Below are 22,249 nucleotides of genomic sequence, written 5' to 3' on the forward strand. Positions count from 1 at the left end.
GCCCTTCCGAGTACGATGCGGCACGACCACATCATCAGCGCCAAACAACTCTCACGGGCCGATATCGAGGAGGTGCTCGATCACGCCGCCACGATCGCGGAGAACCCGGCTGCCTTCGCCGACCGGCACAGCGACACGCTGTTGGGACTGCTCTTTTTCGAGCCCAGCACGCGCACGAAGATGAGCTTCGCGACGGCGATGAAGCGTCTGGGTGGCGACATCGTCGACATGGGGTCGGTCGAATCCTCCAGTGTCAAGAAAGGGGAGTCCCTGGCCGATACGGTCCGGGTCGTCGAGGGCTACGCGGACGCGCTCGTCCTCCGCCACCCGATGGAGGGATCGGCGAAGATGGCCAGCGAGTTCGTCGACGTGCCGCTTGTCAACGCCGGCGACGGGGCGGGTCAGCACCCGACGCAGACGCTGCTCGATCTCTATACGATCCGAGAGAACGCTGGGTTCGACGACCTCACGATCGGGATTATGGGTGATCTGAAGTACGGACGGACAGTCCACTCACTGGCTCACGCGCTGACGACGGTCGACGCCCACCAACATTTCATCAGCCCCGAGTCACTGCAACTGCCCCGGTCGGTCCGGTACGACCTCCACGAACAGGGAGCAGACGTCCGGGAACATACCGACCTCGACGAGATCCTCCCAGCACTCGACGTGCTGTACGTGACCCGAATCCAGCGCGAGCGGTTCCCCGACGAGAGCGAGTACCGCGAGGTCGCCGGCCAGTACCAGATCGACGGGGAGACACTCGACGTTGCGAAGGACGATCTCACGGTGATGCACCCCCTCCCCCGCGTCGACGAGATCGCCCACGAGATCGATCAGACGGACCACGCGAAGTACTTCGAGCAGGCCCACAACGGCGTTCCGGTTCGGATGGCACTGCTCGATCTGATACTCGGAGGTGAGCCACGATGACTGATGACCAGCAACTCCGCGTCTCGAAGATCAAGAACGGGACCGTTATCGATCACATCACTGGCGGCCAGGCGCTCAACGTGCTTGCGATCCTGGGGATCGACGGGAGCGGCGACGCACTCTCCGTGGCGATGAACGTCCCCTCGGACCGCCTGGGCAAGAAAGACATCGTGAAAGTCGAAGGGCGAGAACTCTCCCAGGCCGAGGTCGATGTCCTTTCGCTGATCGCCCCGGCAGCCTCGATCAACATCGTCCGGGAGTACGATGTCGTCGAGAAACACCGCGTCGAACGCCCGGACGTCGTCGAGGGCGTCCTCGAATGTCCGAACCACAATTGCATCTCGACGAAGGACGAACCTGTCGACTCACGCTTTGCCGTCACCGACGACGGCGTCCGGTGTGAGTACTGCGAGACGATTATCCGGGACGACCTGCCGGCGCACATCCTCGTCGAGTGAGTCAGCGCAGATCGATCTGGTTTCGGAGCCCGTCCCAGGACCCGGTTTCACGGGCTCGTTCGACGTTGTCGGCGACGATATCGGCTAGTCGATCGTAGTACGATGGCGTGTGTCCGGCGTTGTGTGGGGTTATCAGGACGTTCTCGAAGTTCCACAGCGGGTGCTCCTCGGGGAGTGGTTCCGGGTCGGTCACGTCCAGGACGGCGCCGCCGATGTGGTTCCGACGGAGCGCCGAGACCAGCGCGTCGGTCTCGATGACTGGACCGCGGGCGATGTTGACCAGCACGGTCTCGGCGTGCAGCGTCCTGAACACGTCGGCGTCGAGCAGTCCGTTTGTCTCTTCTGTCAGTGGGCAGGCCAGTGCGACGTAGCGGGCGTCCGCCAGCGCAGTGTGGAGGTCGTCGTAGCCGTACACTTCGTCGGCCGGGCCACCCTTCTCCGGACTGTGTCGCACCCCGACGGTCTCGATATCGAACCCGTCCAGTCGGTCCAGCACCGCCGTTCCGATCGCACCCATCCCGACGACACAGACTCGACTGCCTGCGAAGTCGTCGGCCTGGAACGACTGCCAGACACGGTCACGCTGCTGTCGTCGGGCGGTGAGGAACCCGCGAGCCATCGAGAGCCAGGCACCCAGGACGTACTCGGCGATATTCGGGCCGTGGACGCCGGAGGCAGTCGTCAGTGCGATGCCGTGGTCACGGAATTCCGACAGCGGGAGGTGGTCGTAGCCGGCGTAAGTGCTGGCGAACAGTTCGAGGTCCTCGGCGTGATCGAACAGCGCCGGCGCAAACGAACTCCCGGTGACGACGGTCGCGTCGGTCACGAGGTCCCGTTCCTCGTCGGGAGTCCGGGCCAACCGAACTGTTGTGTCGGGGAGCCGTTCCCGGAGCGCGTCGGCGTATCGGTCGGCGACCATCCCGTGGATCTTGTGGCGTAATACCAGAATTTCCGTCATCGAATCTCACCCTGGGAGCGCATGCGTTGGCTGCAAACGGCTCCGGCAAAACTCTATCGACGAACGAAACCGACTCTCCAGACTGTCGGTTTCAATGGCTTTACCGTCCGATTTATCGGTATTAAACGGTCGTAAACGGTCTCAACAGTCGGGGGTGTATATCAGATCCCGGGTCCAGGAATGGGTACGAATGAGCGATACTGTGGGGCGTGTCATGGTCGCCGATGACGACCCCGATATGCGTGAGTGTTACCGGCTCTGGCTGGGGGAGAGCTACGACGTAGTCACCGTTGCCGACGGTGACACCGCTTTGGATCGGCTCGACGAGACGGTCGATGTCCTCGTGCTTGATCGGGAGATGCCGGGATCGAACGGCGGAACGGTAGCGAGGGAAGTCGCGGCCGGGCCGTTTGAGCCCGCAGTCCTGATGATCAGTGGCGTCGAACCCGACGTGGATCTGCTCGATATTCCCGTCGATGAGTACCTCACCAAGCCCGTCGGTCGGGACGCGGTGCTGAGTGCCGTCGAACGCGTCGGCGTCGTCACACAGTTCCAGTCGGAACTACAGGAACTGTTTGCACTGGCCTCCCGGGCGGCGACACTCGAATCCGCCGTCGGTCAGGCCCAACTCGACGACTGTGGGGAGTACGCGCGCTTGCTCTCCCGGCTCCGGGAGAAACGCTCGGCCGTCGACGACGCGCTCGACCGAGCAACCAACGTCGAGAGCTGGCAGACGACCTTCGAGGCCACGCTATCGCGACCGGAATCGGATCTCTCCCAGTCGTCGGCTGCGAGACAGTAGGTTTTAGCCGCCCGGGTGGCACCGTAGTCGGTATGGAACACGTAGATGTCGCTATCGTCGGGGGTGGACCTGCCGGTTCCTCGGCGGCAGCGGCCGCCGCCGACCACGGCGCGGACGCGGTGGTCCTGGAGAAGGGGGTCCCAAGGGCCGACCGCGACCCGACGGGGCCGGACTCGACGGACGCAGCCGGGCTGTTGGACTACTGGATCGACCTCATGGAGTTCTCCGTCGACGAGATTCCCGATCACGTCATCCTCAGCGAACTCGACGGGGCGAAGTTCCACGGTCCGAACAACGAACTCGCGATGACGGAGACGGGCATCGACGCGAGCTACGATGGGTTCGGCCTCACCTTCCACCGCGCCCGGTTCGACGACTGGCTCCGCGAGCGGGCCACGGCGGCCGGTGCCGACTATCGCGTCGGCGTCAGCGTTCGCTCTGTCGAGACCGATGTCAATAGCGATCCCCGACACACCCTCCGGCTGGCCGACGGCGACGATCTCACCGCCGACTACGTCGTCCTCGCGGACGGACCACAGCGGACGATAACCGGGGGGACGCTCGATCAGTTCCTTCCAGCCGACCAGCAGATGAGCGATGTCCTGCCGTCGACGACGGCCAACCACATCGCCTACCAGGAACACCGCCGGATGCCCGAGGAGCTGTTCGACCCCGATCACATCGAGTTCTGGTGGGGGATTATGCCCGGCCACACGGCTTATCCGTGGATCTTCCCCAACGATCGCCCAGTCGCTCGGATCGGGCTGACGATGCCGATCGGGCTCGATATCGACGACTACGATGTCGCCGAGTGGGACCTGCTCGAAGAGAGCGACGAGGGAATCCCGCGGGGCAACGAGTACATCCGCCGACTGCTTCGCCGGCAGTTCCCCGACTACGAACTCGCGGACTTCCCGCTCGTCGAGGACCGCGGGAAGTCCGGCGGCACCGAGACCTATCCGATCTCCTCGACGCGACCGATCGAGTCCCCGGTCGGGGCCGGCATCGCCGTCACCGGCGGTGCGATGGGGGGGACCTCGGCCTTCCACGAGGGCGGGGACCACGTCGCCGTCCGAACGGGGAAGATCGCCGGTCGACTGGCCGCACAGGGCAGCCTGGAGCGGTACAACGACGAGTGGGAGGCAGCCCTCGGCGACGAGATCCGACGGAACGTCACCTTCGCGGATCTCGTCCGTGGCTGGGGGCCGAGCGACTGGGACCGCGCGTTCGAGACCGCAACTGCTCTGCAGGACGTTCGGGGGATCAAGGCCGACGCGGCACTGCGTGGCGGACTCCACGGCGTCGAACTGGTCGCCCGCTACAAGTGGGGGAAGTTCGGCTACCGGGGCAACCGCTACGCCCAGTTGCACGAGGACGACTACACGGTCTGAGGGCGAACGCTTAGGTACGCCTATCTGTTAGGACGAGTGCGCGCCTTCAATCCCCGGCGGAGGCCCGTCTTCGGGACGATGAAGGTCCGGAGAACCCGGGCGCGCGACAGTTGCAGTTCGGAGACGCTTTCGGCGTCTCCCGCGCTCGCGGTTGACGCCGCTCGCGCAACTGGTCGTCCAGTGGACGACCCGCCCGGCACGAGGGTTTGCCGGCTGACCTGGCACGCCGCCCAGGATGATGCCGGACGTTAGTGTTCCGGGCGTACATTTCGAGTATGCTAATAGAACCATATAAAAATAATATAAATGACTTCAGATACAATCTATAGTTGATAGGTATTCGTCCGTATTGATGCCCCCCTTCTCGCCGAATTTCGGAAATCGTCGCTGATGACGGGCCTGGGATGAGGTCTGCCGGGAGTGCTGCATCGCTGTCGTGTCTGGATATCCCTGCTGAATATGTAGCACAAATTCTATGTGGTCAGTCGGAGTATTCTGGGTAAAGGGTGAATAGATGAGTCCTCTCTTTTTTCTTTTTTCGTGGAACAATAGTTTCCCTCTACAACAACTCCCCGTGCAGCTTCCGGTCTCGTTCGACGTAGTCGTCGTACTGGCGATCATCGCCATCGTCTTCGTCCTCTTCGTTACCCAGCCGGTTCCGATCGACGCCACCGCGGTCGGCCTCGTCGTCGCACTCGTCCTCCTCGGCGAGTGGACCGGCGTATCACCCGAGCAGGGTGTTTCGGGATTCTCGAACCCCGCGACGCTCACGGTGCTGGCGATGTTCGTCCTGAGCGAAGGCGTCCGACGGACCGGGGTCATCCAGATCCTCACGCGGAAACTGATCGCGTTCGCCGGGGACAACGAGTTCAAACAGTTGCTCGCTACGGTCACGCTCTCCGGACCGCCGGGCGGGGTCGTCAGCAACGTCTCCGTCGTCGCCGTGTTGATACCGGCGATAATGAATCTCGCTCGGCAAACGAAGACGTCGCCCTCGAAGCTCCTGATACCACTGTCGTTCGCCTCGATGCTCGGCGGGATGCTCACCGTCGTCGGGACGATTACGAACCTCCTGGCGAGCGAGGTGTGGGTCCAGGTCGGCGGTCCCGACGCAGAGCCGTTCGCCCTGCTTGAGTTCACGCATTTGGGCGCGATCGTCTTGCTCGTGGGGATCGTGTACCTGCTCACCGTCGGCCGATACCTCACTCCGGCACGGATCGAGCCGGCGGAGTCGCCCAGCGACGCGTTCGGCATGACCGACTACCTCACCGACGTCGTCGTCATGGAGGACTCGCCGGTCGTGGGTTCCCGTGTCGGGGAACTGGGCGAGGAGGACCTCGATCTCGACGTGTTCCAGATCGTCCGTGGCAACCGGACACTCGCCCGCGGACTCGGATCGGAACGGATCCAAGCGGGCGACGTCCTCTCCGTCAGGGCCGACCAGGAAACCCTCCAGGAGGTCATCGAGCAGGACCACCTACAGCTGTTACCGGAGGTCATGGAAGCGGCCACGGAGGACGATACGTTTCTCCCTGCCGGCTTCTCGCCACGGCGTCACGGTGGGGAATCGCTCGACGCGGAACGCAGCGACTCTCTCGCCGAGGACGAGGCGTCGAGCGAAGACACGGAGGAAGACGGCGACGAGACGGCCGAAGAAGCCCCCGACGAGGAGATTGAACTCACCGAAGTCGTACTCCTGCCCGGCCCCTGGTCGAGTCGGCGCAGCGGTGTCGCAGACTTCGAGCGCGACTACGACGTGACAGTGCTTGCGATCCGGCGCGGCGACGAGGTGATCCGTCAGCGTCTCCGAGAGGTCCGGTTGCGGGCCGGCGATGTCATCCTCGTCCAGGCGCCTGACCAAGTACTCGATCGCATTGCGAGGGACACGAATGTCGCTATCGCGGGCGAGGACAGATGGGAGGATTTCGACCGATCGAAGATCCCCATCGCGCTGGGAATCCTCGCCGGAGCCCTCGGACTCGCGGCACTCGACGTTTTGGGGCTTATGACGAGTGCGCTGACGGGCGTTGCGGCGATGTTCTTCACGGGCATCCTCACGCCTGAGGACGCATACGAAGCCGTCGACTGGGAAGTGATTTTCATGGTGGCGGGTGTCATCCCGCTTGGCATCGCAGTCGAGGCCTCGGGCACGGCGGATCTCATCGCCGACCTCGTCGTTTCCGTCAGTGACCTCTTTCCCGTGATCGTGGTCCTGGGGCTGTTCTACCTTGGGACCGCGGTCATCACGGAGATGGTCAGCAACTCCGCCAGCGTCGTATTGCTGTTGCCAATCGGGGTTGAGGTCGCTAGCCAACTCGGCGCCAATCCCTTTGCGTTCGTAATGGCCGTGACCTTCGCGGCCAGCACACCGCTCCTGACCCCCGTCGGCTACCAGACGAACCTGATGGTCTACGGACCAGGCGGGTACAAATTCACTGATTTCGCACGCGTCGGTGCGCCATTACAGTTGATCTTGACTGTCGTCACGACAGTCGGCATTGTGTTCTTTTGGGGAGTATAACCCGGAGAGAGTGGAGAACTAGCAGCGATACCGAGACGCTCAAAGCTGCACCAGCTATGTGGTTACCGACCGACGAAGCTCTATGGTCGGGTTGCTACCGGTTACAACTGTTGTGATGACTGAGATAGATCGATGCGAATCTATGATTGGCCGACGGGTAACTCTCAGGCGAACAATTAATGCCACTTCCCTAATTTGATACTGGTGAGGACTCCAAACGAGCGATGGATTCACGAACCGTCTTCCATAAGCATCCCTATGCTACGATGGTCTCCACCGTGTTCCTCTTCTCCCTCCTGATAACAACAGTATACTTCTTCGGCTTGTATCCTGGCGTACAGAAAACCCGGCCGAAGTTGGACGCATTCCTCACGATTACAGTGGTCCTCTTCGTCGCAACAGTTGGGAGCTGGATCACAGCAATAATTCTGAGCTCGGATAATATATGATCCACTCGGAGTTGAAATGACACTTTGCCTACCGCCGATTTGCAAAACAATGCCGCCCAGCGGTCGAACGCAAATTGGTATGGGTAAGCGCTCCTGCGATCACGACAAACTCGTTGAATACATGGACCCGTGGGCGCAACCGATTTCACAGCACAGGATAGAGTCCGTTTAGTAGCGAATGTCTCATTCACCGAGTCTACTAGTGGATTCTCGCCTGGTCCGGGCGTACATTTTGAATATACTATTAGTGCTATTTGTGAATAATATGAATAGCATCAACTACAGTCTATCATTGGGGCCTGATTTCCCACGTAGAGTCCCTCAGTCGCTGTATTTTCAGGGAAACAGTCGATGATAGCGGCCCTGGAATAATGTCTGTCGGGAGACTATGTTACCTGTCTGGTGTGGATGTGTGTGCTGCATACAGAGCGCATAGTCAGCATTCCGGACTACCGATTAGAGGCAATTGGCAATGGTCAGCACAGAGGAGTCACTTATGAGTGCAGGCAACGTGTCGTACAGTATGCCTGAAGAAGTCCTGTTCAAATCGGAAAGCAACCAGAGTCGAGAAGAGATTGCAGCATACCTTCGGAAAGTCGCGGATAATCTCGACAGCGGAAACGCTATCAGCCTGAAGGCAGGCTCCGACTCTGTAACGCTGAATCCCCCTGCCCGACCAACCTTCGAAGTCAAAGCTGAACGCGAAGGCCCGGCTGGCAATATGACTGAACGAAGTATCGAGTTCGAACTCGAATGGGACGAGAATGACGGCGAGGAGAGTGGCGAAAGTGGTCAGTTAGAAATCGAGTAGTCACTCCGCAGATCTTTTGACCGGCTGATTCATCGCAGGGTTCCCGAAGCAAACAGAACCAGTTTGCTGGATCCATCCTCTGAGCCTTGCACAGCTGTTACTGACACATTGCGTATAGATCAGAATGAGGCGTGCAAGATGGAAGGCGCATATCTTGCACACCGTTTCTTTTTGTTCAGCCGGCTTGACACAATTAATACAGACACCACACTTTTTGATTTGGCGAAGGGGATCTTCAGTATCCTGTGACTGGAGCCGACCCGATACAGTGTCCATTTTGTGGGTGGACTGGTGACGAGGCTGAACTCGAACAGACAAATAATGGGATCGCCTGCCCTGCTTGCGGGGAAACTGTAATGATCGGGTAACTGTACAGCAAGACGGTATCAAATTTGTCCCGCCACCGCACTTAGGTGGCTTGAACATGAACACGAGGTATGGTTCTTGACTCAGACGTCAGGACCCACGATTCACTGCAGACAAGCCTCAAAACCGCAATCGAACAGGCACTCACACTGGAGACGTGGGTCTCCAGTTCCCGCGAGCGGATTGCCTCGAAATCGTTCATCAGTCGCCACACGCAGTTTGGTTCGGTGGACGAGTTCTATGTGGCCAGCCCGTGTGACGATGACACTATTGGCGGCGTCCAACAGCTCTCGGCCGATGAACGCGACGCGTTCGTAGCGCGGACAACTGATTTCGAGACATGGGCAGAAATGAAGGAAAGCGCAGCTGTCGAAGATCTCGTCACGCTTCAGAATATCTAACTACCCGAGTCCCGGAAGCGCAGCGAGTGTGTGATAGAGCGCGAAGCTAATTACGGCCCCGCCGACCATCGAGCCGACCCACGCCCCGACAGTGTAGACCGTCTTTGTGGTCGATACCCCGGCGGAGTCCGACGACCCGCCAACAAGTCCGGCCCCGACAATACTAGAAATCATCACTTTGTTGAACGAGATGGGATAGCCGAGCGCGATTGCTGCTTGCGCGACGAGAAATGCAGGAATGAATGCCGCAATCGACCGCTTCGGCCCGAGTGAGGCATACTCGCGGGCCACAGCCTGGATGAGGCGTGGCGAACGGAACCATCCCCCGAGGAGAATTCCAAGGCCCCCGAGCGCGAGCAGGTACAGCGAGGGAAGGCCGAGCGACGATTCAAAGACGGCTTCCAGTGGCCCGGTGGCCAGTCCGACCTGCGACCCACCGCTGGTGAACACGACGACGAGGGCGAGCGCGACCAGCATTCTGTTGATTCCGGTCCTCACGTCACGCCGGAGTTGCCAGTAGACCACTGCGAGCGTGAGAAGTCCGAGTACAACCCCAACGAGTACGGTTCCGGCCTCGCCGAGCCCTATCGATGCGACGTTAAATTGACGGGTGATGACGCCCGCGATCGATCCTTGCTCGCTCTGGGGGGCCGGGAGAAACGATAGCTGGACGTTGGCGAGTGTGTAGCCGACGCCGCCAGCGAGCAGCGGAATACTTAGCGTATCCGAGACCGTCTCATCCAGTAACAGCCACGCGAGACCATACGCGAGGACGCCCTCGACGACCGGAATCGCAAACCAAAATCCCAGAATCCTGGCGTACGTCACGACTGCAAAGCCACCGCCGAGAGCGACACCCGCACCGATCGCTGCACCGGTGACCGTGAACGCTGAGGGAATAGGGTAGCCGCGGGAGTTCCCGATCGTGATGAGTGTGGCTGCCGTGAGCAGCGTCGCAGTGGCTGCTAGTGGCGTGATCGTCACGCCGGTCACCAGCCCGTGACCAATCGTCTCGGAGATACTGCCACCCTGTGCAATGGCACCGAGACCGGCGACGAGGCCGACCAGTAGTGCCCCCCGAAGGGTGGACAACGCGTTCGCTCCGACGGCTGGCGCAATCGGGGCGGAGTTGCTGTTTGCCCCGACGGTAAATGACATAAAAAGCGACGCAACGAGCGCGACAGAGACGATTCCGATTACTGAGGACATAGGTGTCCAGATTCAGACGGTGCTGTGACTCGGAGTAGGACCCCGATACGCCACACTCCTAAACAGACACGTATGACTCTGTTGGTAGCGTTCGCGCGTCTCGTGGAACTGATCACAGACCCCGTCTAGTTGACTCTCCTCATCGTTCGACCCGAGTCTGCTACCTCGCCGCCTGGTCGATGAATACCCACGGATCCCGGTGAAACCTGATACGGAATGCGGAAGTAGGAATATTATGGATCTGAGGTTCCTTAGAAGGGGATAACACATTCACCGAGCCTACTAGTAGTTTCTCGCCCGGTAGTGTTCCGGGCGTACATCTCAGTCCTACGTAGTCAGCAGTATGTTTTTGTTGGAGTAACAGCAATACGGAACTACGTCTGAGAGAGGTGTCCGACGGATCGCACGCGATCTCATGTAGTGAACCGCACGTACGCGACCGTCGAATCAGTGTCCGTCAGGTGTACGCCCTCGTTGAAGAGCGTGGGAAAGATCCCGAAGCAGTTGCCGATCGCTACGATCTCGACGTGGCCGACGTGTACCACGCGCTGGCATACTATCACGATCACCCGCGAGAGATGCGCACCGTAGAACAGGAACGCGAAGTCGCCATGGAAGAGTTCAGTGAATCGATCGATCGTCCCGAAGGCGTCGATCCAGACGCTGCCTGAGATGAGCGGGTGTCGCTTTCTACTGGACGAAAATATCGACCCAAAGGCGGCGACGTATTTGGCGAAGGAAGAACTCTACACTGAGCACGTCCGTGACGCGCTCTAGCAGGGAGCAGATGTCTTTCCGTATGCCCGAGACCACGATCTGGTTATCGTAACGAGCGACGTGAAAGATTTCGGTGGATTACCATCCGGGGATCACGCTGGTATTGTTCTGCTTCACGATGATACGATGCCGGCGTATCAGGTTGCGGCAGGTCTCATTACGATGACCGACGCATACCAGAATCGAGATCCGTTTGGTGGCCGTGAGGTACTCGACCCATGGGTTTGACAGATATGTTATTTCCATCTATTTGAATTATTAAAATAGACGATACACTTCTACTGTATAGTAGATCTTCGCCCGGAATACTTCCGGGCGACACACTCACTACCGTTACCGAACCTGTCGGTGAATACCTCCACAGAGACTGTTTCAGGCACAGTCACTGCTTACGAGTTCTATCCCGCTATCGCCGTGTTGGCGGTTTGTAGAAATTACGAGGGGAAACCTACGACGGGAGCCGCGGGACGGTCAGCCGTGTACAGCCAACCGCTCGACGGACTGCTTGAGTTGTGAGACGCCGGCACGCCAGAGTGCGAACCCGGAGCGGACCCGGTCGCGGCTGTGGTCCCAGGCGTCGGCTGGGGCCTCGGCTGGGCGTCGGGTGACGAGAGCGAAACAGCGAGGACACCGCTTGTGGCGCTGATCCGAGAGCGTGTACTCCAGCCACCCACTCGGGGCGGGACTCTCGTATCCGCAGTCCGAACAGAACAGCGTCGATTTCTGTCGCGGTGCGTCTGGCTGGCTCATAGTCGAAGCGAACAGGTACCCATATAAATCCCTTCTGGCTCGGGTGGCTAGTCACTGTACAACCGTTAGTATCCATTAATCGTCCTAGGGTTCTGCTGGGGCCGGCTGTCACGACTATCCCGGCAACAGACCACCGTCGCGACGCTGCTATCGATGGTCCGGGCCTGCTCTCAATGTTTGAACTGGGGCCGAGAGGTTCATACGACTCGATGTGATTTACTGTCCCATGGCGAGGGGAAGCTCCCCCGTGACGGTCCTTTGCCTGGTCGTACTCCTGGCTGTGGCACCGGCACAGGGAACCGCGTTCAGCGGAGCGGGACAGCAGAGTGCGGACGACCAACCGACCGGTTCGGTAGCGGACGCCCTGGAGACAGCAGCCGCATCGTCTGAGGATGCGGCTGGCGAGCGCGTCCGTGTCGTCGTCCGGTTCGTGAGCGACGATGCCCGCGACGACGCGTCGTTGGGGGAGACCCACCCTGGAGTCGATATCACGGGTGGGAGATCGGTCGATTTCATGCCGGTACTGTTCGTCGAGGTACCCCGGTCAGCACTACCGGGACTCCGTGCGCGTCCGGATGTCGAGTCCGTGGTCATCGACACCAAAATCGAAGGACCTGAACCCGTAACTCCGGCGAGTACGGTCGATACTCAGTCGGGGACGACGCAAAGTCAGACGACACCCTGGGGAGTGGACCGAATCGGTGCCCCCACCGCCCAACAGCAGATCGACGACGAGGCCGTTGCAGACGTGGACGTGGCTGTCCTCGACAGCGGGATCGACTACCAACACCCCGACCTCGACGACAACGTCGTCTGGGGAGCGAACTTCTCCGGGTGGGCGAACGAACGGACGCTTGCGAGCGCCGACGACGATAACGGACACGGAACGCGTGCAGCCGGTATCGTCGCTGCCGAAGACAACAACCGGGACGTCGTCGGCGTCGCCCCGAACGCTGATCTCTACGCGATCAAGGTGATGAATTCGAGCGGTGTCGGCTACTACAGCTGGTGGGTCAGCGGAATCGACGCGGCACTGAAAGGGCCAGACGGGACGATAGGGACTGCCGACGACGCCGACGTACTCTCGATGAGTATCGGCGGCAGGAGCGACGCGAGTACCCTCCGGAACGCGATCGCGGACGCCAGCAGCCATACGATCGTCGTTGCGGCCGCCGGCAACAACGGCGACGGCGACCCGTCGACCAACGAGGTTATGTACCCGGCGAAGTACGACGATGCAATCGCGGTCGCGGCGACCGACCGCGACGACCGGACGATGGAGTTCAGCGCTGAAGGCTCGGAGATCGAACTCGCCGCACCTGGTTCCGGACAGTACACCACGGACATCGGCGGCGGGACCTCCTACTTCGGCGGGACTTCCGCGGCAGCGCCCCACGTCGCCGGCGCGGCGGCGCTGATAATCGGTGAAGACGTAGAAGACGGTACCAGGGATCTCTCGGACGACGATGTCCGTCAGCGTCTCCGGGAGACGGCGACCGACATCGAGGCGCCGGGACGGGACAACAAGGCCGGGTACGGACTCGTTCAGGTCGATATGGCGCTATCGAGCCCGAACGCGGCCCCGACGGCAGATGCCGGATCGGACACGTCGGTGACTGCTGGGGCCACGGTGACCCTGGACGCGACCGGTTCGACAGATCCGGACGGGGATACGCTGGAGTACTCCTGGGACCAGATCGATAGCACCTCGGTATCACTGCGTGACGCGAACACGGCGACGCCGGAGTTTACCGCGCCCACCGTCGACAGCCAAACGACGCTGACGTTCGAGCTGAAAGTCGACGACGGAAACGGCGGCTCGGCGACGGATACGGTGGACGTGACGGTCTCGCCGTCGAACTCGGCACCGACTGCCGACGCCGGCCCGGATTCCTCGGTGGCCAGTGAGGCGACGGTCACACTGGACGCGACCGGTTCGACCGATCCGGACGGGGACAGTTTAGCGTATGCCTGGAGCCAGACCGGCGGGCCGGCGGTTTCGTTGTCGGGAGCGGCGACTGCACAGCCCACGTTCACGGCCCCGAGTGTTCGCAATCAGACAACGTTGACCTTCGAGGTCACGGTTCAGGACGGATCGGCGGCCAGCACCGATACGGTCGCGATCACTGTCGAACCGCCAGCGAACAGCAGTCGGTTCGATGTCGACGGTGACGGAACCGTCGACAGGGAGGACGCGATGGCGGTCATTTCCGCGTACAACTCCGGCTCGTCGATCGGCGGGAAACCCGTCGACGTAACCGATGTCATGACGGCCATCTCCGAGTTAAACTCCTGAGTTCGAGACCGCGAGCGCAACTCGAACGCTCTTGTACGCCTATCACATACCGATCCATATGATCCGTGACCGGGAGCTGGCAGCGGAGGAGCCGGCGACGACTGTCGCACTCGACTGTCTCGAACGTGGGATCGAGAGTGCTCGACCTGGGACCGTGATACCGTCCGTGGTCTCCGTCGATGGGACGACGATCACGGTCGCCGGCGAACAGTTCGACCGTCGCGCGTACGACGAGGTGGTCGTCCTGGGTGGGGGAAACGGCGGCGGGCACATCGCGGCAGCACTCGAACGCGAACTCGGATCGGCGCTAGACGGCGGTGTCGTCGTGACCGACGCTTCGGTCGACACCGACCGAGTTCGTGTCCTGCCAGCGGATCACCCGCTGCCAAGCGAGCGCGGCGTCGAGTCGACACGGGAGTTGCTCGCAGCGGCCGACGACGTCGACGAACGGACCCTCGTTCTCGCAGTGGTAACCGGTGGCGGGAGCGCCTGCATGGTCGCCCCCGACGGAATCCCGCTGGCAGACCTGCGGTCGACGACGACAGCGCTGCTCGACAGCGGCGTTCCCATCGAGTCGATCAACGCCGTCCGCAAGCACCTCTCGGCGGTCAAAGGCGGGCACCTGGCACGGCGACTGGCGCCGGCCCGTGTCTGTGGAATCGTTTTCAGCGACGTCGTCGGCGACGATCTGTCGGTGATCGCCAGTGGCCCGCTCACACCGGACGATTCGACGTTTCAGGACGCGTTGGACGTTCTCGACGGGATCGACGCGGCCGTCCCCGACAGCGTCCGTCGTCGGCTGGACCGCGGCGCTCGTGGCGAGGTGGCCGAGACCCCGCAGGCGGGCGATCCGGCCTTCGACCGGGTCTCGACGCACGTCGTCGCTACCAACATGACGGCGCTGCGTGCGGCGAGCGACCGAGCGGCGGCGGCCGGCTACGAGTCGGTGATCCTCTCGTCGCGCGTTCGCGGCGAGGCACGGACTGCAGCGGGGACACACGCGGCTATCGCCGCCGAGATCCGTGCGACCGGCACGCCGATCGAACCACCCGCCGTCCTCCTCTCGGGTGGCGAAACGACGGTTACGGTTTCGGGTGACGGCCACGGTGGGCCGAACCAGGAGTTCGTCCTCGGTGGCCTCGCGGACCTGCCCGAAGACAGCGTCCTCGCGGCTGTCGACACCGACGGTATCGACGGAGCGACCGACGCAGCCGGGGCGATCCTCGGGGCGGGGAACCGTCCGGATCGAGAAGCGGTCCGTGGGGCGCTGGACCGAAACGACGCCTATCCGCTGGTGGCCGACTACGGTGGGCTCGTCGAGACGGGACCGACCGGGACGAACGTCAACGACCTTCGCGTACTGGTCGTTCCGTAGCTCACAGCGCGAGCAGCGCGCTCTGGACAGTCTGGTCGGCGTAGACCACGGAGAAATAGAGACCGGTGAACAGCGTCGCGTTGTAGAAGCCGTGGATCAGCGAGGGGACCACGATGTTGTCGGTGTACTCGTAGCTGACACCGAAGACCAGCGCCGGCAGGACCAGCAGGCTCACGACGAAGAGGTTCCCCGCGGTCGAGCCACCCGAGAGCGCGAACCAGTGGAGGCCGGCGAACGCGACGCTGGGGACGAGAATCCCGACGACGGGGTTGAACACCGTCCGGATTCGGCCCTGGACGACGCCGCGGAAGAGCAGTTCCTCGCCGGGGCCGACGAGCAACAGCGAGGCGGGGATCAACAGGAGGATGATCTCCGGGTTCTCCATGCCGACCTCCGCCGCGGAGTTGGTTCCGGTATCGACCGCTAGTTGCGAGGCCAGTAGCGAGCCACCGATCGCGGCGGCGAGCGCGAGGAAATAGCCCACGACGACGACGGCTACGTCTCTGAACGACGGCACCGACGCGGGGATGTCGAACTCGACGAACGGGCCATCGATACCTAAGAGGTCCCGGATCCCCGACGCGATCCGGGGTCTGAACCGGACGTACGCGAGTGCGACGCCGGCACAGCCGACACCTTGGACGAAGATGAGACCGAGGACGAGGATGTGGGTCGTCGTCAGGTTCAACCCCACTCCGAACTGGAGGATTACGAGCGTGAGGACTGTCAGTGCCGTTCCGAAGAGGAGACCACCGGCGCCGATTCCCAGTGCCGAGACGACGGCGACGACGGTCTGCAGGAGGGACTGTTGGCGTTCGTCGGCTGCACGTGCCATGATACTCACGGCTAGTGGCGTGGGCCTGATAACAGTTCGTCTACGGGAGACCTACCGCGACCGTTCGCCGGCTTCGACGGCGATCTCCAGCCAGTTATCCTCGGGCGGGAGCGGACAGGAGAAGGTCTCGCTGTATGCACAGAAGGGCGCGTACGCCAGGTTGAAATCCAGCGGGATCTCCTGACCGTCTGTCAGCGAATCGCCGAGTTCGAGTTCGATGTAGCGGCCGTTGTCGTAGCTCTGTTGCCCGGTCGTCTTGTCTCTGAAGGGGACAAACAGCGTCGCCGTATCCTCGTCGGGCTGTCGGTAGCCCGCCAGTTCGCAGTCGGTTCCGTTGAGGGTGAACGAGAGTGTCGCGACGCGCTCGTAGCGGCTCGGTGGCCCGTTCGTCGTCTCCAGATCGAGTGTCTCCGGATCGTCGTGGACAGTGACCGTCGCCGTGACGCGATACGTCGGGTCCGGGTCGAAGTACGCCAGGCCGTCGAACTCGTCGCGTTCGGCCGGCGGGATCGGCGATTGGCGGTGGTCGGCGAAGAATCGATCCTTCTCGGCGCGGTTCTCACGTACTTGCTCGGCCCACCCGTCAGGGACATCGTTCATACCACTGCTTGGCCGAGCGACCGTTTCAGTCCGGCGACTCGGACCTGGAGCGGGAGCCCTCGCTGGACAGGCGCGGAGTCACAACCCGAGATGACGCCGGAAAACGGGACCAAACTTGACAGCGGTTTCTTCACCGTGAAACAGCCCGTACAATTATATATTCGGCCACAAGATTAATATACCAATGGGGTCCCCCGAGGCGAAGACGTTCTACAGTATCTTGGGTGTGGGTCCGGACGACGACGCCGCCCAGATCCGTGAGGCGTACCGAGACCAGGTCAAACAACACCATCCGGATGTCAGCGAGGCCGCCGACGCACCCAGGCAGTTCAAGCGGCTCACGACGGCGAAGGAGGTCCTCACCGACGAGGACGAACGGGCGCGATACGACCGGCTGGGTCACGAGTCCTATCTGCGCCGTCAGCCCACCACAGCGGGCTGGGAGATCGAGACCGAGAACGCCCGTACTGCCAGCGAGGCCGCCGGCGAGTACGCTGACGGCTCACCCGATCGGAGTGGTCCGACTGCACGGACCGAGACACCGAACCAACAGACCAGAGGGGGGACGACGGCCTACGGAACCGCAGCGAGCTACTACACGCCGGGGCAGCGTCTCGGCGCGGATCAGTCGGGCGGCGTCCGCTCGCTTCTGGGAAGTCTCCGACGATCCGACACTGCGCTGCTGGTCCACGCGCTGTTGCTCGTCAGTTCAATCGTCATCGGGTCGATCCTCCTGACCGCCGGCGTCGTCGGTGCCGTCTCGCCGTTCGTGAGCGCGGTCCTCGGCGTGTCGATGGTCGGAATCACGGTCTTCGTCGCCGGACTCCACGTCGTCTCGCGACTGTAGCCCCGGCTCGAAGGGAAACCCGTTTTCCGTCCCGTCCCGAACGCGGGGTATGAACGTACGTTCCGTCCAAGATCTCGGTCCGGACGAGCGCGCGGCACTGTTCGACCGGGACGCGGGTGTCGATGCCGTCCGTGACGACGTCAGCGATATCGTCGCACAGGTCCGCCAGGAAGGCGACGTGGCACTCCGCCGGTTCGCCAGCGAGTTCGACGACGTGGAGGTCGGCAACGTCGACATCACCGACGCCGCCGAACGCGCTTACGAGGAGTTAGACGAAGACGTCCGTGACGCCATCAAACACGCGGCCGACAACATCCGGTCGTTCCACGGGCGCCAGGTCCCCGAAGACTGGCGCGAGACCGTCGGCGGGCGGGAACTGGGCCGTCGGTTCAGACCCCTGGACAGCGCCGGCGTCTACGCGCCCGGTGGGACCGCCGCGTACCCGTCGAGCGCCCTGATGGGTGTGATCCCGGCCAAGGTCGCCGGTGTCGACCACGTGGCCGTCGCCACGCCGCCCGCCGAGACGATCAATCCTGTTACGCTGGCCGCTATCCACGTCGCTGGGGCCGACGCGGTCTATCAGGTCGGGGGCGCACAGGCCATCGCGGCGCTGGCCTACGGAACCGAGACGGTCAGCGCCACCGACATCGTCGTCGGGCCGGGAAATCAGTGGGTGACCGCCGCCAAAGCCGAGGTCAGGGGCGATGTCGCGATCGACTTCCTGGCCGGTCCCTCCGAAATCCTCGTCGTCGCCGACGGGACAGCCGACCCGGACCTCGTCGCGGCCGACCTCGTCGCCCAGGCCGAACACGACGAGAACGCCTCCGTCGTCGCCGTGACCGACGACGAGAATCTGGCCGAAGCCGTCGTCGAGGCCGTCGACGAACAGGCCGCTGGAAGGGAGCGGGAGGCGGTCGTCCGGTCGGCGCTGGACAACGACGCGTCGGCGGTCCTGCACGCCCGTTCGATGAGTGAGGCCGTCCTCTTCGCAGAGGAATACGCCGCCGAACACCTCTCGATCCAGGCCGACGACGACGAGGAACTGCTCGAACGGATTCCGTCGGCTGGCTCCGTGTTTCTGGGGCCGGACAGCCCCGTCGCCGCCGGCGACTACGCGACCGGGACGAACCACGTGTTGCCAACCGGCGGCGGTGCCCGCGTGACCGGAGGGCTCTCCGTCGACACGTTCGTCCGGTCGACGACCGTCCAGCGACTCTCCCACGACGCACTCGCCGATCTCTCGGAGACGATCACGACGTTAGCCGAGGCGGAAGGGCTCGAAGCTCACGCCGAGAGCGTCCGCAAGCGCTTCGAGGACTGAAACTCCCGCGCCGTCAGGGTTAACAGGATCGGGCGCGCAACTGGTTGTATGAGCAGCACAGCCGAGGACGGCGAGCCGGAACCGAACCCGGACCGGACGGCGGTCGCCGTCAGCGAGCACGCAGCCGAGGAGGCACTGGACCTGCTGGCCAGCGAAGGGATGGATACCGACATCGCTGGACTCAGACTGTTCGTCCAGCAAGGGGGGTGCGCGGGGCTCTCCTACGGGATGCGCTTCGAACACGAACCCGAAGACGACGATACGGTCTACGAACGCAACGGACTCCGGGTGTTCGTCGACGGGGCCAGTCTGGACTACATCTCGGGGTCGGTCCTCGACTACGAGGGCGGGCTTCAGGGGGCTGGCTTCCACGTCGAGAATCCGAACATCGTCAGCGAGTGTGGCTGCGGCGAGTCGTTCCGGACGTAGGGTTCTATTCTGCGAAACGAGTGGTGTATTCACCCGGAACAGCTGTGATTGGCAGCGTTGGGCAACGCTGTCCAACACGGCTGTCGGTAGACTGGTACGGGAGCGACAGCCGGACCCAGTCGTGGGGTTATTCTTCGAGTTCGAACGCGACGACGACCTCGGCCTGATACTCCCGGCCCTCGACGCTGCCGATCTCGACGCCTAACTCCTCGACTTCGACCCATTTGAGATTGTCGAGTGTCCGTTCTGCACGCTCGATAGCGTCGTCGGCGGCGGCGTCGAAGCTCTCCGAACTGGTTCCGATCAGCGTGATTTTCTTGAACACCATGGCATGGTACCATGCCACACGGTAGGGGATAAAACTACGGAAAGGGGTGGTTTGGGTGGGCGCGGTTCAGGAGTCCTCTTGTCGTGCCTTCCGGTCGAGCCACCCCTCCACGTGTCCGACGACATCGGTGAGGTGAGCTGTGCCCCACGTGGCGACGACGATGGCGCCGATGGTGTCGAACACGAGATCGAGCATCGTGTCTTCGAGTCCGAACTGGGTGAGGATGTTATCGTTGCCCGTCGCAGTCGCCAGCAGGCCCAGCGAGAACTCGATGACCTCCCACAACACGCCGAAGGCCATCACGAACAGCAGGATGAACACGAACGTAAATCGCGGCGGGAGAACGAGGTCCGGGGAGTGCTCTTCGAGTGCTCTGACGGTCGTGTAGCCGACGGCGGCGACCACCGACGACGAGAGTGTGTGTGTGATGTGGTCCCATCCCGGGACCGTGGCGTAGAAGTTCTGCTCAGCCCCCGGGAGTCCGACGACCCCGACGGCGTGAAGGAACACGGCTGCGGAGATCCACAGCGTCAACGCGGGGTCGAGTGTGATGTTGTAGTCCCGTTCCAGCACCGACGGGAGTTGTGCGACGAGTAGGCCGATGCCCGTGTTGACGATGATTCCGGTACTCCCCCGCTCGATCCCGATGGCGAACAGGCCGACCATCGCGAAGATCATCCCCCGCGAGATCCGTGTCTGCCACCGCTCGCTGATCCCGATACGGTCGCGTAGTCTCATTGTTGGACCCTCACGTCTTCGGGGACGCGGTTCAGGCCGACCTGTCGGCTGACGTAGACCGCGAAGACGAGTCCGGCGCCGACGCCCGCGGCCGTCGAGGCGACGAACTCCCACATCAGTGCCTCTTCGATAGCGTGTCCGGAGAGCGCGGGATCGAGCAGGAACGTCGTCCCCAGCAGCAGGTCCGCCCCCCACCGGACGACCGCCCAGATGCCCGCCGTGGCCATGGTGGTGACGACGACGAACGCGGCGGCGAACCGGGGGGTCATACGGACCGGCGTGAACACGTGGAGTTCGACGGCGACGATGAGTGCGACCGCCGCCACGGAGAGGTACTTCGCGAGGTTTCCGGTCATCTGCACGGTGGCGAACATCCGGCCGACGACCGGCAGCGCGGCGAGCAGGAGCACCTCCCAGGGGAGCATCGCGTTCCGGTGGCGTAACAAAACGGGCGGTAACACGGCGAGAGCGACGAGCCCTGCCGCGAACCCCGCCCACAGGAGATCACCGCTGAGAAAACTCGTTACAACGACAGCGGCGACGACGGCGACGACGGCCCAGGCCGCGAGGGCGTTGGTTCGCTGGTCCCGGAGCAACCGACGGACGTCGCGGTTCATATCAGGGGGTGCGGTCGGACGAGGAAAGGTCTATCGCAAACGGGAGTCCTCAGAGCGCACCCAGGGCGAGGGCGTACGCGAGCGCCGCGATCGTCACTGCAGTGAGTCCGGTAACGAGCGTCGAGAGCCAGTCCACTTCCCGACTGAACGGTCTGACCGGCGTCGCGACGGCGCCCAGCGCGAGGACGCTGAACACGAAGTGGGCCGACTGTTCCAGCGTCGGCGCCGGGATGACGAGCGCGGCGGCCGCGTACCCGACTCCCAGCGAGGCACGGGGGTGGACGAGTCGCGTGAGCGACTGGCCCTGGCTGTGGACGTAGGCGTATACCGCCAGCCAAACCGTTCCCAGTTCGATGGCGAACGCTCCGAGGAGATGCACCGTCGGGTCGGGATGCAGCACCACCAGGTCGGTGATCAACTGTACGTCGAACGGGAACAGTAACGGTGGCGGCGATCCGGTAAACAGGTCACCGAAGGGGTGTGAGAGCAAGCCGGCGAGCGCCAGCGGCAGGAGCGTCCACGGCTCGATGTCCAGGCGCCCGGCGACTATCGCGACGGCGATCCCGCTCGTGACGAACACGAGCGTGACGATACCGCCGACAGGCCCGCTGAACAGCGTCGCGACGACGATCAACGCTGTGGCGATTCCAACGGCAACCGGCCGCCCCGGCCACGCCGACAGTCGCCAGCAGACGGCTGCGACGGCCAGGGCGGCCCCCATGACGAGCGAGTGTGTCGGCCCGCGGTGGATGACGTTGGCCGTCTCCCAGAACACGTCTGGCCCGACAGTCTCGGCCGACTGCAAGAGCAGTCCGACCGGTGCGTAGACGACGTCGACGTCCGGAACAGCGGCGAACAGACCGGCCACCGCACCGAACTGCAGCGCTCGTCGTGGTGCCACCCCGAGTCGCTGGGCGACCAGGACGACGACGGCAAACGCTAGCAGCGCGTGACCGACGAACATACTACACAGTTCTCGGTCCAGTAGCTTAACTGTCGCGTGTCAGACGATATCAGGGGAACCACCCGTCGATAGT

Annotated in this window: 23 protein-coding genes; 14 read left to right on the forward strand and 9 right to left on the reverse strand. The window is 62.7% G+C overall.

Annotation, left to right across the window (positions count from 1 at the left end; genetic code table 11):
* Window positions 1-15 precede the first annotated feature (15 nt).
* Window positions 16-933, forward strand: coding sequence for an aspartate carbamoyltransferase (gene pyrB, locus VJ109_RS14685; RefSeq protein ID WP_324757734.1), 918 nt, complete (start codon window positions 16-18; stop codon window positions 931-933).
* Window positions 930-1,391, forward strand: a complete 462-nt coding sequence (gene pyrI, locus VJ109_RS14690; RefSeq protein WP_324757736.1) for an aspartate carbamoyltransferase regulatory subunit — start codon at window positions 930-932, stop codon at window positions 1,389-1,391. The genes pyrB and pyrI overlap by 4 nt, the downstream gene beginning before the upstream one ends.
* Before the next feature lies 1 nt (window position 1,392).
* On the opposite strand, the gene VJ109_RS14695 is transcribed toward pyrI, so the two are convergent.
* A complete protein-coding gene (locus VJ109_RS14695; protein ID WP_324757738.1) occupies window positions 1,393-2,349 on the reverse strand; it encodes a D-2-hydroxyacid dehydrogenase in 957 nt (318 codons plus the stop codon).
* Window positions 2,350-2,539: 190 nt separating this feature from the next.
* On the opposite strand from VJ109_RS14695, the gene VJ109_RS14700 reads away from it, so the two are divergent.
* From VJ109_RS14700 to VJ109_RS14725, 6 genes are all read left to right on the forward strand, one after another.
* On the forward strand, window positions 2,540-3,151 hold the full coding sequence (locus VJ109_RS14700; RefSeq protein ID WP_324757740.1) for a response regulator: 612 nt from the start codon (window positions 2,540-2,542) through the stop codon (window positions 3,149-3,151).
* A 32-nt stretch (window positions 3,152-3,183) separates the two neighbouring features.
* Window positions 3,184-4,542, forward strand: a complete 1,359-nt coding sequence (locus VJ109_RS14705) for an NAD(P)/FAD-dependent oxidoreductase (protein ID WP_324757742.1) — start codon at window positions 3,184-3,186, stop codon at window positions 4,540-4,542.
* A gap of 514 nt (window positions 4,543-5,056) precedes the next feature.
* Window positions 5,057-7,063 (forward strand): SLC13 family permease, encoded by a 2,007-nt coding sequence (locus VJ109_RS14710; RefSeq protein WP_434737262.1) that lies wholly within the window; start codon window positions 5,057-5,059, stop codon window positions 7,061-7,063.
* A gap of 224 nt (window positions 7,064-7,287) precedes the next feature.
* Window positions 7,288-7,512: a hypothetical protein gene (locus VJ109_RS14715; protein ID WP_324757746.1), complete on the forward strand. Its 225-nt coding sequence runs from the start codon at window positions 7,288-7,290 to the stop codon at window positions 7,510-7,512.
* Window positions 7,513-8,035: 523 nt separating this feature from the next.
* Window positions 8,036-8,323: an amphi-Trp domain-containing protein gene (locus VJ109_RS14720; protein WP_324757748.1), complete on the forward strand. Its 288-nt coding sequence runs from the start codon at window positions 8,036-8,038 to the stop codon at window positions 8,321-8,323.
* A 437-nt stretch (window positions 8,324-8,760) separates the two neighbouring features.
* Window positions 8,761-9,090 (forward strand): hypothetical protein, encoded by a 330-nt coding sequence (locus tag VJ109_RS14725; RefSeq protein ID WP_324757749.1) that lies wholly within the window; start codon window positions 8,761-8,763, stop codon window positions 9,088-9,090.
* Here the strand turns inward: VJ109_RS14725 and VJ109_RS14730 are convergent, their stop codons facing one another.
* Window positions 9,091-10,299, reverse strand: coding sequence for an inorganic phosphate transporter (locus tag VJ109_RS14730; protein WP_324757751.1), 1,209 nt, complete (start codon window positions 10,297-10,299; stop codon window positions 9,091-9,093). It lies immediately after the preceding gene.
* A gap of 389 nt (window positions 10,300-10,688) precedes the next feature.
* Here VJ109_RS14730 and VJ109_RS14735 point away from each other — a divergent pair, with 389 nt between their 5' ends.
* A complete protein-coding gene (locus tag VJ109_RS14735; protein WP_324757752.1) occupies window positions 10,689-10,970 on the forward strand; it encodes a DUF433 domain-containing protein in 282 nt (93 codons plus the stop codon).
* A 577-nt stretch (window positions 10,971-11,547) separates the two neighbouring features.
* Here the strand turns inward: VJ109_RS14735 and VJ109_RS14740 are convergent.
* Window positions 11,548-11,826: a DUF8106 domain-containing protein gene (locus tag VJ109_RS14740; protein WP_324757753.1), complete on the reverse strand. Its 279-nt coding sequence runs from the start codon at window positions 11,824-11,826 to the stop codon at window positions 11,548-11,550.
* Between the two features lie 280 nt (window positions 11,827-12,106).
* Between VJ109_RS14740 and VJ109_RS14745 the strand changes: the two genes are divergently transcribed.
* Both VJ109_RS14745 and VJ109_RS14750 read left to right on the forward strand, forming a co-directional pair.
* On the forward strand, window positions 12,107-14,122 hold the full coding sequence (locus tag VJ109_RS14745) for a S8 family serine peptidase (protein WP_324757755.1): 2,016 nt from the start codon (window positions 12,107-12,109) through the stop codon (window positions 14,120-14,122).
* Window positions 14,123-14,180: 58 nt separating this feature from the next.
* Window positions 14,181-15,497, forward strand: a complete 1,317-nt coding sequence (locus VJ109_RS14750) for a glycerate kinase type-2 family protein (protein ID WP_324757757.1) — start codon at window positions 14,181-14,183, stop codon at window positions 15,495-15,497.
* Window position 15,498: 1 nt separating this feature from the next.
* Here VJ109_RS14750 and VJ109_RS14755 read toward each other — a convergent pair whose 3' ends face one another.
* Together VJ109_RS14755 and VJ109_RS14760 are read right to left on the reverse strand one after the other, a co-directional pair.
* Window positions 15,499-16,332: a CPBP family intramembrane glutamic endopeptidase gene (locus VJ109_RS14755; RefSeq protein WP_324757759.1), complete on the reverse strand. Its 834-nt coding sequence runs from the start codon at window positions 16,330-16,332 to the stop codon at window positions 15,499-15,501.
* 51 nt (window positions 16,333-16,383) lie between these two features.
* Window positions 16,384-16,932, reverse strand: a complete 549-nt coding sequence (locus VJ109_RS14760; protein WP_324757760.1) for a DUF1684 domain-containing protein — start codon at window positions 16,930-16,932, stop codon at window positions 16,384-16,386.
* A gap of 184 nt (window positions 16,933-17,116) precedes the next feature.
* Here VJ109_RS14760 and VJ109_RS14765 point away from each other — a divergent pair, with 184 nt between their 5' ends.
* The 3 genes from VJ109_RS14765 to VJ109_RS14775 are packed head-to-tail and all read left to right on the forward strand — an operon-like array spanning window position 17,117 to window position 19,529.
* Window positions 17,117-17,779 carry a J domain-containing protein gene (locus tag VJ109_RS14765; protein ID WP_324757762.1) on the forward strand — a complete coding sequence of 221 codons (663 nt, stop codon included), beginning with the start codon at window positions 17,117-17,119 and terminating at the stop codon, window positions 17,777-17,779.
* Window positions 17,780-17,828: 49 nt separating this feature from the next.
* The gene (hisD, locus tag VJ109_RS14770; RefSeq protein WP_324757764.1) at window positions 17,829-19,100 is read left to right on the forward strand and encodes a histidinol dehydrogenase; all 1,272 of its coding nucleotides are present in this window, start codon (window positions 17,829-17,831) and stop codon (window positions 19,098-19,100) included.
* Window positions 19,101-19,148: 48 nt separating this feature from the next.
* Window positions 19,149-19,529: a HesB/IscA family protein gene (locus VJ109_RS14775; protein WP_276221660.1), complete on the forward strand. Its 381-nt coding sequence runs from the start codon at window positions 19,149-19,151 to the stop codon at window positions 19,527-19,529.
* A gap of 127 nt (window positions 19,530-19,656) precedes the next feature.
* Here the strand turns inward: VJ109_RS14775 and VJ109_RS14780 are convergent, their stop codons facing one another.
* From VJ109_RS14780 to VJ109_RS14795, 4 genes are all read right to left on the reverse strand, one after another.
* Window positions 19,657-19,857 (reverse strand): dodecin, encoded by a 201-nt coding sequence (locus VJ109_RS14780; RefSeq protein WP_324757765.1) that lies wholly within the window; start codon window positions 19,855-19,857, stop codon window positions 19,657-19,659.
* Between the two features lie 66 nt (window positions 19,858-19,923).
* Window positions 19,924-20,595 (reverse strand): DUF2238 domain-containing protein, encoded by a 672-nt coding sequence (locus VJ109_RS14785; protein ID WP_324757766.1) that lies wholly within the window; start codon window positions 20,593-20,595, stop codon window positions 19,924-19,926.
* A complete protein-coding gene (locus tag VJ109_RS14790; protein WP_324757767.1) occupies window positions 20,592-21,212 on the reverse strand; it encodes a hypothetical protein in 621 nt (206 codons plus the stop codon). Before VJ109_RS14790 ends, VJ109_RS14785 begins: the two co-directional genes overlap by 4 nt.
* A gap of 49 nt (window positions 21,213-21,261) precedes the next feature.
* Window positions 21,262-22,176 carry a metal-dependent hydrolase gene (locus tag VJ109_RS14795; RefSeq protein WP_324757768.1) on the reverse strand — a complete coding sequence of 305 codons (915 nt, stop codon included), beginning with the start codon at window positions 22,174-22,176 and terminating at the stop codon, window positions 21,262-21,264.
* Between the last annotated feature and the right edge of the window lie 73 nt (window positions 22,177-22,249).

This window comes from Haloarcula montana, assembly GCF_035666295.1.
Lineage (GTDB): Archaea > Halobacteriota > Halobacteria > Halobacteriales > Haloarculaceae > Haloarcula > Haloarcula montana.